General features: G+C 38.2%; 15 protein-coding genes. 4 read left to right on the forward strand and 11 right to left on the reverse strand.

Annotated features, from left to right (window positions below; translation table 11 throughout):
* Positions 1-25: 25 nt before the first annotated feature.
* Positions 26-397, forward strand: a complete 372-nt coding sequence (locus METTI_RS07375) for a hypothetical protein (RefSeq protein ID WP_023845193.1) — start codon at positions 26-28, stop codon at positions 395-397.
* 117 nt (positions 398-514) lie between these two features.
* Here METTI_RS07375 and METTI_RS07380 read toward each other — a convergent pair whose 3' ends face one another.
* The 4 genes from METTI_RS07380 to METTI_RS07395 form a co-directional block, all read right to left on the reverse strand.
* Positions 515-1,153, reverse strand: coding sequence for a hypothetical protein (locus tag METTI_RS07380; protein ID WP_023845194.1), 639 nt, complete (start codon positions 1,151-1,153; stop codon positions 515-517).
* 152 nt (positions 1,154-1,305) lie between these two features.
* A complete protein-coding gene (locus METTI_RS07385; protein ID WP_023845195.1) occupies positions 1,306-1,887 on the reverse strand; it encodes a hypothetical protein in 582 nt (193 codons plus the stop codon).
* Positions 1,888-1,940: 53 nt separating this feature from the next.
* Positions 1,941-3,227, reverse strand: a complete 1,287-nt coding sequence (locus METTI_RS07390; protein WP_023845196.1) for a COG1470 family protein — start codon at positions 3,225-3,227, stop codon at positions 1,941-1,943.
* A 176-nt stretch (positions 3,228-3,403) separates the two neighbouring features.
* Positions 3,404-4,213 carry a winged helix-turn-helix transcriptional regulator gene (locus METTI_RS07395; protein WP_023845197.1) on the reverse strand — a complete coding sequence of 270 codons (810 nt, stop codon included), beginning with the start codon at positions 4,211-4,213 and terminating at the stop codon, positions 3,404-3,406.
* A gap of 217 nt (positions 4,214-4,430) precedes the next feature.
* Here METTI_RS07395 and METTI_RS07400 point away from each other — a divergent pair, with 217 nt between their 5' ends.
* Both METTI_RS07400 and METTI_RS07405 read left to right on the forward strand, forming a co-directional pair.
* Positions 4,431-5,030 (forward strand): transglutaminase-like domain-containing protein, encoded by a 600-nt coding sequence (locus METTI_RS07400; protein WP_023845198.1) that lies wholly within the window; start codon positions 4,431-4,433, stop codon positions 5,028-5,030.
* Positions 5,031-5,058: 28 nt separating this feature from the next.
* Complete coding sequence (locus METTI_RS07405; RefSeq protein WP_023845199.1) at positions 5,059-5,418, forward strand: nuclear transport factor 2 family protein; 360 nt, start codon at positions 5,059-5,061, stop codon at positions 5,416-5,418.
* Between the two features lie 10 nt (positions 5,419-5,428).
* Here the strand turns inward: METTI_RS07405 and METTI_RS07410 are convergent, their stop codons facing one another.
* On the reverse strand, positions 5,429-6,640 hold the full coding sequence (locus METTI_RS07410; RefSeq protein WP_023845200.1) for a HEAT repeat domain-containing protein: 1,212 nt from the start codon (positions 6,638-6,640) through the stop codon (positions 5,429-5,431).
* 155 nt (positions 6,641-6,795) lie between these two features.
* On the opposite strand from METTI_RS07410, the gene METTI_RS07415 reads away from it, so the two are divergent.
* Positions 6,796-8,103, forward strand: coding sequence for a hypothetical protein (locus tag METTI_RS07415; protein ID WP_023845201.1), 1,308 nt, complete (start codon positions 6,796-6,798; stop codon positions 8,101-8,103).
* Positions 8,104-8,141: 38 nt separating this feature from the next.
* Here METTI_RS07415 and METTI_RS07420 read toward each other — a convergent pair whose 3' ends face one another.
* The 6 genes from METTI_RS07420 to METTI_RS07445 form a co-directional block, all read right to left on the reverse strand.
* On the reverse strand, positions 8,142-9,488 hold the full coding sequence (locus tag METTI_RS07420; RefSeq protein WP_084324051.1) for a TraB/GumN family protein: 1,347 nt from the start codon (positions 9,486-9,488) through the stop codon (positions 8,142-8,144).
* A gap of 106 nt (positions 9,489-9,594) precedes the next feature.
* Positions 9,595-10,686: a M50 family metallopeptidase gene (locus tag METTI_RS07425; protein ID WP_023845203.1), complete on the reverse strand. Its 1,092-nt coding sequence runs from the start codon at positions 10,684-10,686 to the stop codon at positions 9,595-9,597.
* Positions 10,687-11,013: 327 nt separating this feature from the next.
* Entirely contained in the window at positions 11,014-12,207 is a 1,194-nt protein-coding gene (gene mfnA, locus METTI_RS07430; RefSeq protein WP_023845204.1) for a tyrosine decarboxylase MfnA, read from the reverse strand.
* Positions 12,208-12,368: 161 nt separating this feature from the next.
* A complete protein-coding gene (locus METTI_RS07435; protein WP_023845205.1) occupies positions 12,369-13,067 on the reverse strand; it encodes an RAD55 family ATPase in 699 nt (232 codons plus the stop codon).
* A 16-nt stretch (positions 13,068-13,083) separates the two neighbouring features.
* Positions 13,084-14,286 (reverse strand): CheF family chemotaxis protein, encoded by a 1,203-nt coding sequence (locus METTI_RS07440; RefSeq protein WP_023845206.1) that lies wholly within the window; start codon positions 14,284-14,286, stop codon positions 13,084-13,086.
* Between the two features lie 44 nt (positions 14,287-14,330).
* Complete coding sequence (locus METTI_RS07445; RefSeq protein ID WP_245596094.1) at positions 14,331-15,575, reverse strand: DUF835 domain-containing protein; 1,245 nt, start codon at positions 15,573-15,575, stop codon at positions 14,331-14,333.
* Positions 15,576-15,730 lie beyond the last annotated feature (155 nt).

The following is a 15,730-nucleotide window of genomic DNA, read 5'->3' on the forward strand; positions in this document are numbered from 1 at the left end:
CTGATTGAGAAAAGAAGTGGTACTAATGCCAATTGAGAAAAGAAAACTCGATGAAAATAAGGAAAATCCATATATTTCTATAGCAAAAGCAGTTGGATTGTTAGTTGTTGTATTTTTCCTGCTTTTTGCAGCCTTTTTTACGTGGAGTGCTTACAACCACATGTATTCAAAAGCAATTGATGCAAGACTACTGGATACTGTTCCCGATGAGTTCGCTGTAGTTACAGAAGAAGAACTAAATGATTATCCAGCACTCAAAGAAACAATGGATACCCAGAGTTATGTAAAAGCAAATCCTCAGGAATGGAGCAAAACAATAGATTTTCTTGACGAAAAGGGGTCTTATGTAGTCAAATTCAAGGATGAATATTATGAGATTGGGTTTATGACTGCATAAAGGCAGACTCAAATTGTTGAATATTTTAATAGTCTGCGAACATTTAGTTCATAGCTTATTGTGAACTACTAATCTCCTATAGAGATGAGTGTCTTGGATAGTTCTCTTCAAAATCAATTACGACGTTCTAGTCTTAACTAATAACACCAAACATAAAAATAATAGTGCTGAAGTAAAACCGGATGTTTGCTCTGGTTCTACCTTTTCATTGCCAATAAAAAGGCTTTCATTTGTTATTTCGATATCTTTTTCTGGAGGGTCATCCCATAGAAAAAGTGTCGGCACGTCAGTTATACTCTCATATACTTCACAATGAGTATTGACTATCTGATATATTTCATCAATTACTGATTCAGTGATGTTTTCTTGCTGATTGGAATCAAGCTCGACCATTATATATCCACCCCATCCAGCACCAGTCATAACAACAGGACCACCAGATGTATGCATATATGAGCCTAAGTCAAAAGAAAGATTACATGTAGATCTTATAACTGAGTATGTCCATTCATATTTTTCACTGTCCTCCTGAATAGTAGGGAGTGTACCAACAAAAGTAATAAATTCCGGTCGATTTCTTGTATAATTCATGTCAGGAGGGCCCACACTAGGGACAGGAACAGAGTATCCAAAGCGACTAATATTAATTTCAGATTCATTTAACTCTTCATTAGTAACATTTGCATCAACAGGAGACATAATCAATATTATATACGCCAGAACAAACCATTTGTTAATTTTTCTCTGATTTAACATGATAAAACCTCCTCTCATCATCAATGGAAGTATTACTACTGTAGTGAACTACTATTTCCTAAAAGAAATGAGATTCATAGCTATTTTTAAGTTAATAGGCTTCAGTGAAGAGAATTAAGACCATTTATATGGATTAATTTCTTAGACTATTCTTATCCTGTCCACACCTGAACAACTGCACGAGTATCCATATCAATCAGGGCAGATATCGAACTATCCATCCAGGTTACACTAATCAGGGGTTTTCCGGTATAGAATTTCTCCGAGGTCTCTGGTAATATTTGTTTTACGGAAGGATCTCCGTTGGTATACATACCAGAACCCATAGCATTGGCAACTTCTTCGTTTTGAAGAGCAAGGCTAATAGCTTCAGACCGGACAGATTCAGGGATAGCTTCAAGGATATATCCGGTGATAATTATTTCATTGTCACTGTATACGAAATCATATCTATCCATATACTTTGAAGCTGATGTAGAGGCAGTAGCATGTATGTGGATTTTGTTATTCTTTTCTGATGTAGCGAGTGTTATGTTGTCATATTCTATACCTTGGTAAGGACTGACCAGCTGAGATATTCTTGCCTCGATCTTATCAGCATTAGAAGGAGGAGCCCCGGTCCATAGAAATTCATTAACAGAAGAAGAATTAGTAGAATTTGTCAGGGAAATAATACCTGCAAAGAGAAATATCATAACTACCAAAGCTATGGATATTTTAGACATACCAACCATGTATTTCACCTAAAAAGATAGACAGGACGTACCAATACGTCCATGTCTGGTATTTATTCCGAGTCCCCAATGGTTATCAAATAGTCAAACTCTTCTATATTAATCGGAAGAATGTTCAATGTCCATTCTCCAACAGCACCTGATGTTTCATATGTTTCCACATATGATTCCAGAGTTTCCTGATAAATTCCAGCACTATCGATTTCCCATGGAGGATAGGAGGAAGCTCCAAGACTTACAGTACCGCCATAAGTTGTTCTGATCAGCTTCAGTTCAACATTACCGGATCCATTTTCAAGTTCCAGGTCAAAGGAAGGATCTTCGGTTTCTGTTTCACTGCCTGTCCCCATCCATTTGTCATAATTGTAAACACTAGAGGACAACTTAATTGTGATAGGATCGTTGGTCTGAGTTGTAAATTTCTTAGCGTAAGGCTCAACAGGCTGGGTCCATACATCAAAGTTCAATGATACTTCATCGTCCCATTCATCTATAGAAGGATCATCAATATTCAGATCAATATCCCCGTAATATGTGCCTCTTGCATCCTCAGGTACTTCAAGGTGTACATTGACTACAGCCGTTTCTCCGGCTTTGACGACAGATGGAGCAGTAATTTCCATTGCATCACTTTCAAATGCAAATCCACTTGTTCCATATCTACTGGAAAAACTCCATTGATCATCATCAAACTCAGGATCGATTTCAATATCATGGTCAGCTATGTTCTTAAGTGTGATCTCATAATCATATTCTTCTCCTGATTCGACACGGTCTCTTATGTATGATGTCTGTATCTGAATGTTTGGAGGAGTCCATACTTCAATATATAAGTACATAGCATTGATATATTGTGGATAGACGGAGTATGATTGCGGCATTGTATCGTCTGTGAAAGCAACACTAGCCCCGTAGTCTCCTATATCTGCGTCTTCAGGAATGTCCACTTTAATTGTAAATTCTACCTTTTCTTCCGGTTCCAAATCTTTGCTGGAAGGTGTTATGCTTACCCAGTTTTCATCAATGAGATTTTGTTGATATGCCGTAGGAACCATTTTTGGCTCAAGAGTGATTGTTTTATTATCTTTGTTGGTGACTGTTACGGAAATCTCATTATTGTCTCCCGGCTTTAAATCAATGTTTGAATAAGTCGGATTGATATTGAGTTTTGCAAAAGTTATATCCGAGTATAGTATTGCTTCATCACTGCTTTCGATTAATATCGTTTCTGATGTGGCATATGTTTCAATATCCGCACTGGCAACAGGTGAAAATGCCATTCCGATAAGTAGCATCGAAGCAATTAAACTGTATATTCGTATTCTTTCATTGTTGTACATATTTTCCTCCTCTTTGATCAGATCATTTTTTTGTTGGTTTAAAATCCAAGAGCATTTTTAATTTTTATGTATCTGATGCTATATTATTTTAAATGTTAGTATGCTTAATTGGTAGCCTACTTATAAAATAATTATGGCCATTGTCTAAAACTATGAAATAAATTTTTTATATATATCTAATAGTTTTCATCAAATAACAGAGAAGCTTGTGGATAGTATTTTTTGTATCGTCCATCCTTTTTGAACTCAATCAGGTCATCTTCATGGAGTGCTTTGATATGCCAGTGTACTGTACTTTTGTCAATGTTCAGGGTAGAGGATAATTCCTGCCCTGTGATACCCGGTCTTTCAGATATTATCTCAATTATTTTCCTGCGGTTCTTGTTCTTCCTGTGAAGATGAAGCAATTTTGCATCTTCTGTTTTTGAATAAGTGATATGAAAGAGGCCTTTTAACTTGCCTTTTTTAAATGTCTGTATTCGATTATCAGAGGACAGTTTCGAAAGATAATAACGTAAAGTACCTCTTTTCAAATCAAGGTCTTCAGATATCTCAGACTCCATACAACCAGGATTTTCAGCTATGTAAGAGGCAATTTCCTGCATTTTGGGATTGGTACCTCCTGTCAGTATTTTCCCAAGAAGAAGTGGAAGACATTTAAGTAGTGTTACCGTAGAAAATACAGCTCCACTTATGACAGATAGTTGTATCCATAAAGGCAGTTCCCAGAAAGTGATTTGCTTGTCTGGACCACTGTCATCAACTACATCACCTTCTTCAAGGGGCAAATGCCCCGGAGTGACAATATACTCGTGCTCATCACCACCACCAAATGGGTGCAATAATGCAGAAGGATGATATAGATAGAAAAATGGACTTTTTTTAACACGGTAGCCATCATCACCATTTAAAGTGCAGACTGTCACTATCGTTCCAAAAATAATAATCAGGATTAATCCTGCTCTAACCAATGAACCAATTCTCATAATTTTCTAAGTTTGTCCAAATCTAACATTTTAGCATATGTAATTGTCAACTAATTTCATCAAATATTATTAGAACTTTTTATATAGCTTGTCAAGAAAATTTCTTACCTGAATATGTTATTTATTTTTTATGGCCATATTGTCCAACTGTTCTCCACCCCAAACTTACCCGTGTATTTTTTCTCAAATAACAGAAATCTCTACATTAGATAAAATTATGACAGCAATGCAGGATTATCTGAAATCAAAATCCATCATCGACTTCAATCACCCAGTCGTCTTTAAAAAAGCAAAAGAAATAGCCGGAAACAGTCAAAACCCAATAGAAATTGCCAGACTCTGCTTCGAGTTCGTCAGGGATGAGATTAAACACAGCTACGACTACCGTATGAATCCTGTCACCCTGAAAGGATCTGAAGTCCTTGAACATGGAACCGGTTACTGCTATGCTAAAAGCCATCTCCTTGCAGCACTTCTCAGAGCAAACTCAATTCCGGCAGGTATATGTTACCAGCGTCTGAGCAGGGAGGATAATTCAGAAGAAGGTCCATTCTGTTTACACGCTTTAAATGCAGTTTATCTGGAAAATATCGGATGGTACCGGATGGATGCAAGAGGAAATAAGGAAGGAGTAAACGCTCAGTTCAACCCGCCTTATGAACAGCTTGCATATGAAATCAGGATCGAGGGTGAAGCTAATCTGCCGGAGATTTGGGCTGATCCACTTCCGGTTGTTGTTGAAGTATTGACTAAGTACAAGAGCTATGATGAAGTTTACGAGAACCTTCCGGATGTTCCGTTGATTAGTAAAAAATGAGAGTTACAGGTAAGTAAGGATTGAGATAATGCGTCCGAGAGAACTTATAGAAAAATGGGTCGAAGCCTTCAACAATGCAGACTTCGACGAACTTGGTGAAATGTATAGTGAGGATGCCGTAAACTATCAGGTTCCCGAAGAACCGGTTGAAGGCAGAGAAGCCATCAGAAAGATGTTCAAAGAAGAGTTTGCCAGAGCCGAGATGGTCTGCATAGTTGAGAATATCTTTGAGGACGGAGAGTGGGCAATTCTTGAGTGGAAAGACCCCCTCGGACTCCGTGGATGTGGATTTTTCCATGTTGTAAATGATAAGATCGTTTTTCAGAGAGGATACTGGGACAAATTGTCATTTTTGAGACAGCATGGACTTCCGATACCGGAAGAGTAGAGAGATTTTATTACTTCTTTCTACTCAGAAGAAGACCAATTACTAATATAATTAAAATCACTGCCATGAAACCTGCTGGCAACAATATTCTACTTGCACCTTCGTCGGTTGTTAGTCCCAACAAAACATCAGGAATCTCTACTTTTTCTACATCCTCTACCGGCATTGATGTATATGAAAAAAGAACCGGAACTTCCTCAACACCATTTTTAAGAGCCTCTTCATCAATGACACTGTAAATCTCAGCCATATAACTATCATTAACTTCAGAGCCGATGAGAAGATCAACTGTTAAATATCCTTTATAATATAAACCATATCCTATTACAGGACCATCCGGGTAGAAATATGGCATAATATATTCACTTCTCCCCTTTACAATTGGTTCGAGTGAACTCAACCACTCTCTTTTTTCGTCCTCTACAAAGAACTCACGCTCTCTTCCGTAAAGGAAACTCTCTTGTGGATATTGATTCTCCATGCTTTCAAGGGCATGTTGAGCCATGTTCCTTACATACTCATTGTCATCATCCAGTAGCTTGGTCAATGGTTCTACAACATCCGGGTTACTTGTACCTACAAGTGCTTCTGCTGCTCTACCTTGAACATTAGGATCTTCATCATCTAATAATGGTATCAAATAATCTACAGCAGGTTCACCGATCATTCTTAGATGATAAGCGGATTCAACTCTGAGTTCCGTATAAAGTAAGTCAACAAATACAGGAACTGCTGGTTCCCCTATCAACTCAAGAGCAGCCATCGCATGTCCCGCAGAACTACTATACTCTTTTCCCGCTAAAAACTCAGACAACGGTTCAACTGCCGGTTCACCAAAACTACCAAGAGCTGTTCCAAGTGCTCGACCAAACTCCTCTTCTTCCTGTGATTCATCCCATTCCTGTTCTGAAAGAGCTGAAATCATAGGATCTATTGCTGTTTCATTACCAATCTTTCCCAGGACAAGAGCTGCATTTTCCCTGACATCGTAATTTTCATCATTCAAAGCTGAAATCAAAGGGTCAACTACAGGGTCTCCGATATCTACAAGGGTTTTAGCGGCATTTGATTTGATCGTAGTATTGGAATTACCAAGTTCCTGTATAAGCTGGTTTATTGCTTCAGAAGATACATTCTCATTACTTTGGCTTTCGATGGCTTTAACTTGTGAAGTCATCAGGAATAATGCAAAAATAACAGTAAAGAAGATTTTTCTTTTCATAGTAACATCTTCTACAATATTACTCACTAAAACTATAAATTTTTTATTTTTAGTTCTGATAAAATTATAGTTCTTTGATTTAACAAAATTATAGTTTATTCCTGTTTAAACAGAATTTAATATCAGTAACCATCTACTGTAATTTAGGCACAATCATGGTCCAGATAGACAAACTCAGCAAAATCCTGAAAAATACACCGCTTAATGCATTCGCTGGCTGGACAATGGTCCTGTTTCTGACACTGCTTGGAATAGGGAACTTCATCTACGGCAGGTTCATGTGGACCATATTGATCGCCTTTGTCATAGGCATAATAATAATACCTGCCATCAGGATGCGTAAACTCTCAGTTATGCCATCGTGGTATTTTATCTTCCTGGCAATCCTGCCAATAGTAGGGAGTTCCACAGCATGGTACTTCTTTTCCACCAGTATACCGTTTTACATTTCAGTAGCAACCATTTCACTACTTGTAGCTGCTGAAATCAACTGGTTCACCTCAGTTAAGATGACCTACAAATTTGCCATATTGCTGGTTATCGTCACAACACTTGCAATATCAGGACTCTGGCATCTTGTTGAATGGCTGCTGGACATTTATTTTGGAACCAGCTACCTCCTTGGTGGTATTTCACCTGATGCTATTAATGATGCTGTGATGCACCAATTCATCTATGCCACAATATCCGGGGTTGCAGCAGGAGCTTTATTCGGATGGTATTTCAGGTCATCCAATAATACAGATCTTGTTGAGGTTCCAACTCATTTTTCGGTAGAAACAGATGATTATGTCACACACAGACCACCTGCCCCCATACGCAAACTTCTTGGAATTTCCGATAAAACACAGGTTTTAGCAGCCAGAATACTGCAGGGTGGACTTGTACTGCTGCTACTGTTTGGAATCTTAAGAAGGGACTTATCCACCACAGTGAATGCAACAACCGGACTTATCCTCACTTTTGTACCTCATATAATCACACGCAAATATAACATCAAACAGGATACAGGAGTGGTACTCTGGCTCACTTTGGCTATCTTTCTGCACACTATTGGAACTTTCGAATTTTATGACTACATTGACAACTGGGACCATGTAACCCATGCACTTTCAGCAAGTGTGGTTGCAGCTGCCGGATATACCCTGATAAGAGCCATCGACATTTACGTTGATGAAATTTACATACCTCCCAGGGTGCTCTTCATTTTCATCCTCATCTTCGTACTTGCAATGGGAGTAGTCTGGGAAATTATCGAGTTTTTAAGCGATGTGTTTACATCAACACTTGGATTTGATGCCATACTTGCCCAGCATGGAATTGGAGATACAATGCTGGATCTTATGTTCGACCTTTTCGGAGCTGTACTTGCAGCAACCTGGGGAACTGCCTATCTCTCAAATATATCCTACAAGCTGGCAGCTAAGTTTGATGAAATGGGAAAACTCAAAAGACAAGTGTAAAAAAGAAAGTAAAAAGGGATTAAAAGTGGTTTACTTTTTTAACCCAGTCCAAGAGCTGCAAATCCGGCACTTATTCCATTGCGGATAAGTTCCTGAGGATCGATTCCTGTAACCTGAATCATTACATAAACACCAAGGAAAGTACCGATCATACTTCCAAGATTTGCAAGAGCTGCAACCATTACCACACGGAAAAGGTTGTTCTTCATCATATCCTCAGTTGTTTCGATCTCAACAAGCTCTTTGAAATTATCAGTTGTTGGAGGACGATATTTCGCTTCAGTCAGACCCGCAAACCATCCTGCTGCCATCATCGGGTTAAGGGATGTGAGCCATGCAACAGAAAACGCGGTCATAACTGAGTATGGATGACCTCTTGCAAGTATTGCTCCTGCAGCACTGAGAACACCATTTATAATGAACCACCATGCAAATGCAATTGCAAGTGTTTCCAGTGGAACACCGGAAAGAATCAGTAATGCGAATGTTCCAAGAGCAAGTGCAACCACCAGAACACCGAAAAGCTTCATGATGCTGAATTTTTTCTTCGGAGCTTCAACTCCATAGTTAATTCTTGGAATTGACTTTGGGTTCTCAAGATAACGCTGGATACCAGCCCTGTGGCCAGCTCCTATAACGGCTACGATCTTCTTATTGCCGCCAATGGCAGCTTTAACAAGATTATTAGCCATGTATGCATCTCTTTCATCAATGAGAACTTTGACAGCATTTGGAGATGTGTCCCTGAATTCCTCAACCAGCATGGAAACCATATCCTGATTGGTAATTGTGTCCATGTCGATATCCTGAGTGCCGCCAATACCTAAAACAGCAGCAATAAGTCCACCGAGCATCTTCAGTTTCTCGAAAAAACCCATCTTGCTCCAGAAACGCTGGAGGGTTACCTGAACATTCCTGTCAATGAGAAGAACCTGTGCGCCACTGGCTTCAGCAGCCTCTATAGCACTAATCATCTCAGCACCAGGCTGGACACCCATCTCATCAGCGAATTTCTTCTGGATATGAGCCAGCAGCATGTGAACAAGATAGAAATAAACCTTGCCTTCCTTGAGAAGCTCCTTTACCGGAATGTCAGAATTCTGAACATTACCTTTAAGAGCCTCATACCTTGCATGGCAGAGTTCGACTGCAACTATGTCCGGTTTTTCACGCTCAATAGTCTCATTAACTTCCCTGACACTTTTTTCAGAGACGTGGGCTGTTCCCACAAGAATTATCTCGCTGGGCCTGCCAGTATTTTCAGTTTCACCTTCAGATGCAGGTTTTTCAGAAATATCATCTTTGATGACCTCTTTTATAATCTGGATCTCAGAAGGCCCTGAACTGGAAAACGATGAACTCCCCGGATATTCCTCAGAATACATCTCATCATTTGTTGATGTGTAACTGTAATCCGAAGAGTTTTCCTGGGAATCACTTAAATTATCATGTTTCAATGTAGATCCTCTTTAAAACTTTAGAACTACCTGCTCACTCGGTCAATAACATCAGTGATCTCATAAGATCAGTTCTTGAGAGGATGCCTGTAACATTACCGTCATCCACTACCAGAATACGCCCTATATTATTGATTGTCATTATCTTGAATGCTTCTGCCGCACTGGAACTTGATGGCAGTGTTACGACATCTTTAGTCATAACATCGGATACAAGAACCGCATATCTTTCATGTGGCATTACATTTCGTATGTCTGTAAACGTTACAATCCCTTTTAAAGAATTGCTTTTTATTACAGGGTATCCCAGATGTTTGTTCTCAAACATAAAATGTGAGAGATCCTCAACTGTCATCTCCGGTTCAACTGATATTACTTCTTTGGACATGACATCAGCAACCTTGTAATTCTCAAGACCAACAGTAACAGTTGTTGATTTGTCCTCTTCGGAAGCACCCATATATACAAAAAATGCTATCAAAAGCAGCCACAGGTTTGAAACTACACCAACGAGGGCCATCAGGAAAGCAAACATCTTTCCAACTGATGCGGCGTAGTGAGTGGCCTTTACATAGCTCATCCTCTTTGCAAACATAGATCTTAGAATTCTTCCACCATCCATAGGGAAAGCCGGAATCAGATTGAAGATTGCCAGTATTATGTTTATAGTAGCAAGGATGCTTACCATAAGGAAGATCCAGGTATTACTATAAGTTGGGACATAAGCAGAAGCAACCACATTTAGTCCCAGAAGAACGAAACCTATTATCAGACTTACAAGAGGACCTGCAAATGCCATCTTAAATTCCTGTGATGGTTCTCTTGGAATTTCTTCCATGGATGAGACGCCACCCAGTAACATCAGTGTTATATCTTTTATTTCAACACCATAGCCTTTAGCTATGTATGAGTGACCAAGTTCGTGGAGCAGTACACAGACAAATAGTAATATGGTCGTTAAAAGTGAGAGACCGTATGTCATTACAGGCGAACCAATATCCGCAAAACCATAAGGTTGTGGGTTTGTTGCGAATACAAGTGCAAAAATGGGAAGTATAAACAGAAAAGTGATATGCACTTTTATGGGTATTCCCATGATGCTCCCGATCTTATATGAAGAATTCATGACAGTATTTTAGATGGGTTAATATTTAGTTTTAACTTATTTATGAGAATAAGCACAATATTTTTCCTGAACCTCGTTCCTGAAAATATTCTGAGAAATATTTCTGAATACTTTCACCCCGCTTGGCTCAGGAGTATAAGTAACAAACACATACTAGAATTTAGAACAGGCAAGATGAACACACGCCTTACACGCTTCAAGGCCAGGTGTCATCAAGCCTCATCCCCTCAACTTTTATTTTCAACTTTTTTCATTTTCATTATTTCCTCTCTTTTTCGTTTTATTTTTTTTATTCTGAAAACTTAAAAGGGGAAAATATAAAGGGGTTCAAAGTGTGTTGAGGACTTTTTTTAGGTCAGCAACAAAAGAGTCAATCATCTCAAAACTGACATGAGGCATAATAACAAGACGAAGTCCGTGTGGGTTCTGGGTTATGGAAACCTGCCAGTTAAATTCCTTTGCCAGCTTACTTCTGACAAGGTCACATTCTGGGACTTCCAGCGCAACTACGTTCATAACCGGTTTGATAAGAGGATGAATATCCAACTCCGCAAGTTTATCCAGAAGATAATCAGTAAGCTCCATACATCTGGAAACTGTTTTCCTGTAACCTTCTTTTCCAAGATAGTTCATAACAGCATAAGTTGCTGCAACTGCGGCTCCACTTCTTGTTCCTGTCAGTGTGTACTGTGTGGAAACAGTAAGATACGGAGTATCCGCCTTAAGACTTTCAAGCTGATGAGAATCACGGAAAAGAAGAACTCCTGCCGGGATTGTGCTCAGACCCATTTTATGAGGATCGATTGCTATGGATGTTACTCCTGGCAATTTAAAATCAAAATCAAACTCACAGGAAGTTTTCATAAAAGGAAGGACAAAACCTCCGAATGCCGCATCAACATGCAGGAAAATATTTTTTTCAACAGCAATATCTGAGAGTTCTTTTATTGGGTCGACCTGGCCGAACTCTGTTGAACCTGCAATTGCAACCAGGCCAATTGTGTTCTCATCAATTAATGACTTTACAGATTCAACCGAAACTTTTAGTTCATCATCAAGACTTGCTTTCCTGAGCTCGACATCAAGAATGTCCGAAACCTTATCGAAAGAAAAATGAGCTGAATCAGGAACCACCAGATTCGGTCGTGAACATTTATTATGAGTTTTTTTATTGCTGTTTACAGATTTCTGGTACTCCGGACTCTGTAAAAAGAGATTTCTCATTGAACGAATTGCCTGAATATTAGATTCAGTGCCGCCTGTTGTCATATAGCCTACAGCATCGGCTTTATGGAGCAAATCTCCAAGTGAACCCAAAATTTCTTTCTCGAGATTATAAGTTCCTCTGAATAGACCGAAGTCACCCATATTCGATTCTATGAACTGCATGTGCGCTTGGACAGCTATTTTATGCGGATAAGTACACATGGAACTCAGTACGCGTTCGTATTTCAGGTCCTTACCTTTAGAATCACTTAAGATGCTACGTATTTCCTCTTCAGATAGGCCGGTTTCGTTCATTTGCTATATGAATAAAGGAAGATGCTTAAAACAATTGTGTTACGAAACAGCAAATATAATTATTTAAGGAATTGTTTAAGAATTCGTTGTTAAAATCTTTCAAAAAGAGGTTATTCAAAAATAACAAAAAATAAAAAAAGAGAAGGTATAGAAAGGGAAGATCAGGAAACACCTTTGTATATTTTAAGACCTTCATCGGAAACTGTGACCACCCAGGGATCCATACTATGGGTTGTAGCACGCATTTTAAGAACTCTTATGAAACGATAAGACACATTTTGCTTTGAAGCTATTCCAAGCTCAATTATCCCATCTGTAAGATAACCTTCTATACCTGATTGTGACTGGTGTGTATCAAGGGTATTGAAATTCTCGAATATGATAAAGGAGGTAAGGTTCTCACGGCGAAGAGGCTCGAAAAGATGATACAGACGTTTACGCATTTCATCATCACTCTCTTCCATAAGAGAATACAATGCACCCAGGGAATCCAGTGCAACACAGGAAAATTTGTCACCCCACTTTCTTTTATACTGCATTATCTGGGTCTCAATTGTAGCAACAAGATCCTGTGTGTATTCATCAAACTGCAACCGGTAATCGCTATAATCAAGGATACCAAGTCTCTCTGTGAGATTTACTCCCATATGCTCCATGTTTCTGATGTGGTTAGCCTTGCTTTCTTCAAGAGTTATATACAATCCATACTCATCAGCACCTTCCAGGTATTTTGAAAGAATAGAGAACGTCAGTCCTGATTTTAGAGTACCTGGGGCACCGGTAATCAGAACAACACTATTTCTTGGTATATCAGTCTGGAAAACCTTGTTCAATCCCTCAATCGTATCTATGAATCTCATTTACATCACCTTTTCATCACAATAATTTATCCATCATCTTTTTCTTAGCATATTCCATTTCAAATTCCCTGAGCCTGTCAGATTCCACAAAACCGGTCAAAGAAGAATCTGTTAATTTCGAACTCATGTTGTCTCTTATCATCTTAATTGCCTTGGGGGTCAGGGTAAGATCATCTTCAATAAGTTCTGTCTGCACCATATATTCAAGTTTTGAAGATACAGCAAAAGGTTCAATGGAACACAGGTAAGCCAGATCTTTTTTATCTTTAACTCCAATATAAATAGCATTGACAAGTTTATATACAGAATTATATTCACTATTCAGAATATCAAAAAGAGCAAAAGTAATTGTATCTTCAATAGAGTCAAGAGTAACTTCAACATCATGCTCAGTGTTCATTTTCAGATTTGAACCTGACTCTGAAATTTCAATGCTGACTTTTTCCAGGTGTTTCAGTGGAAGAAATTTCCAGAGATGTTCGGTATTCACATGACCTATCAATGAAGAAATATCATATTTCCAGGAAACTTTGTTCATATTTTCAGTAGCCTTGAAACTTGTAGTGTTGCTCCAGCTTTTTGCTATCTGCTTGAAAGATTTGCTAAGATCTTTTCCAATGGTACCTTCGCCTTTCCCTTTAAGATCTTCAACCATTGCAAATCCTTTGGGAGTGACAAGAGCAAATTCATCAACAAATTTTTTCTTTTTAAGTACTGCGAATGCATGTTTCAAAAGAATCTTATCCTTATCGAAAATAGGAAGGAGTACATCCATATCGCTTATTCCTGAAGAAAGCAGGAACAATAATCTTACCTGTTCAGGACTTAGTTGCTCATATTCTGCATCTGCGCTGAAACCCAGATATGAAAGCAGATAGGATTTTATTTTTTCAATATCATTTTTGTCTCCGGTAAAGATCATAGAAGAAGTCACATAACCTGTACCAAACATTGAGAGTTTTTTGTAATCCACGACAATATAATGAGAATGACGACTGGAAGCCATTATCCTGTTTTCTATGGTTTTTGGCAGTTTCCGGTTTACAAGTTCTATTGATTTTAAAGGAATAGTGTCCCAATCGTCTCCATTTGAAAGCCACAATTCCTGCTCACTTATGCCTACTTTACCGCGTGTCCACTGAGAATCAGAAATAGTTATATTAGTAACAAGCTGAGGAATACCCACTATAAAGTCAAGTTCAACTTCAGAGTATTCCATGACAGATTACCTCTTGTCTTATTTTACAACTGTTTTTAGTTAATTCATTCTCCGGCATCTTCCACACTGCTTTTAATATGTTTCATCCAGCGGGTCATTAAGTGAAAATCCTTTTGTTCAAGGGTTAAAGAATCAACATGAATAACCATGCTGGATGTTGAGCTCATAACCGAATCGTTTACTTCCTCAACGGCTTTTATAACAGATTTAATGTCATTGTCAAGAGCTAAATATTCCAGACCATCCAGAAATACGACTCCACGATCAACTTTTTCTATAAAATTATAAATTGCAGGCTGCAACTTGTAAAGCTCACTGGAATTTATGTACGGTTGTCCAGATTCCTGATTTTTTGTTAACCAGATAAAAGGAGTTTTTAAGAGACCATATTCTGCTCTTATTCTTTCAGGATTCTGCCTTGTTATACAAAGACCTGGTATACCGCTTTTGACCATATTTGCAAACATCGTGTAACTTTCGTCTGATTCAATCCCATCCTTGTAGTAAATGTGACCAGCTTCAAGTTCTATATATTTTGAATTGATGTTAATATCCGATATTTCTTCCTGCAAAGGATCAAAAAAGAGACTTCGAAGATCGGAAATATTCTGGAAAGTAATTACAGCTCTTTCATCCATGCCTTCTTTTGTTACAATTGATTGTGATACATTAGCCATTAAAGAAGTTCCTTCTTTTGTGATGAATTCAAGCACTTTAGACTTTGTAGATCCTCTTTTGAATTTTTCCGGCTTTTTCAGTAAATTCAAAAAAGAAACACCAATCAACTCATCAAATTCAAAACCTAAAGCATCAAGAGCTCTCTGGTTTATTGTTATAATTCTCATGTCATTATCCAGAGACAAAGTTGCTATGGGTGAGAGCTCCATAAGGTTATGAATAAATTCATAGGTCTGGACAAGTTCATCCCTTGATATTTTCAATGTTTCTTCAGAAATCACATGTTCTGTGACGTCACGCATTAGGGTGACGATTCCTTCCATATTTTCTTGTGAATCAAAAATCACTGTTTTTGTTACTTCAATGAATTTCTTCTCTCCTTCCTGATCAATGAAATCCATTGTTTCACGTATAGTTTCACCTGTGGTGATAGCTTCCTGATCAAGCTCAAAAAATTTGTCTGCAATATTTTGTGGAAAAAGTTGTTTATCTGTTTTACCTATAATTTCAGAGCTGGAAAGATTGGTAAATTTTTCAAATGCTTTATTGCAGATTACAGCCTGTCCCAATTTGTTTTTAAAATACACTACCGATGGAATTGATCTTACCAACGAATCAAAAGTAATATGAGTTTGTTCATCTTCATTCTGAAAACTGCAAAAAAAGTTTGAACTTTCAAATCTGGCAAATTCTGTAATATAACTTAAATCTCCAGTAGTTAAATCTCCGGTTGAACTATAATTAAAAGATGATTGCAGACAAATGT

The sequence above is a fragment of the Methanolobus tindarius DSM 2278 genome (genome assembly GCF_000504205.1).
Lineage (GTDB): Archaea > Halobacteriota > Methanosarcinia > Methanosarcinales > Methanosarcinaceae > Methanolobus > Methanolobus tindarius.

Coding starts and splice junctions, on each gene's coding strand:
- METTI_RS07415 (WP_023845201.1), top strand. CDS start 6,796: ATGGTCCAGATAGACAAACTCAGCAAAATCCTGAAAAATACACCGCTT.
- METTI_RS07390 (WP_023845196.1), bottom strand. CDS start 3,227: ATGTACAACAATGAAAGAATACGAATATACAGTTTAATTGCTTCGATG.
- METTI_RS07375 (WP_023845193.1), top strand. CDS start 26: ATGCCAATTGAGAAAAGAAAACTCGATGAAAATAAGGAAAATCCATAT.
- mfnA (WP_023845204.1), bottom strand. CDS start 12,207: ATGAACGAAACCGGCCTATCTGAAGAGGAAATACGTAGCATCTTAAGT.
- METTI_RS07385 (WP_023845195.1), bottom strand. CDS start 1,887: ATGGTTGGTATGTCTAAAATATCCATAGCTTTGGTAGTTATGATATTT.
- METTI_RS07380 (WP_023845194.1), bottom strand. CDS start 1,153: ATGTTAAATCAGAGAAAAATTAACAAATGGTTTGTTCTGGCGTATATA.
- METTI_RS07410 (WP_023845200.1), bottom strand. CDS start 6,640: ATGAAAAGAAAAATCTTCTTTACTGTTATTTTTGCATTATTCCTGATG.
- METTI_RS07405 (WP_023845199.1), top strand. CDS start 5,059: ATGCGTCCGAGAGAACTTATAGAAAAATGGGTCGAAGCCTTCAACAAT.
- METTI_RS07395 (WP_023845197.1), bottom strand. CDS start 4,213: ATGAGAATTGGTTCATTGGTTAGAGCAGGATTAATCCTGATTATTATT.
- METTI_RS07435 (WP_023845205.1), bottom strand. CDS start 13,067: ATGAGATTCATAGATACGATTGAGGGATTGAACAAGGTTTTCCAGACT.
- METTI_RS07425 (WP_023845203.1), bottom strand. CDS start 10,686: ATGAATTCTTCATATAAGATCGGGAGCATCATGGGAATACCCATAAAA.
- METTI_RS07420 (WP_084324051.1), bottom strand. CDS start 9,488: ATGTATTCTGAGGAATATCCGGGGAGTTCATCGTTTTCCAGTTCAGGG.
- METTI_RS07400 (WP_023845198.1), top strand. CDS start 4,431: ATGACAGCAATGCAGGATTATCTGAAATCAAAATCCATCATCGACTTC.
- METTI_RS07440 (WP_023845206.1), bottom strand. CDS start 14,286: ATGGAATACTCTGAAGTTGAACTTGACTTTATAGTGGGTATTCCTCAG.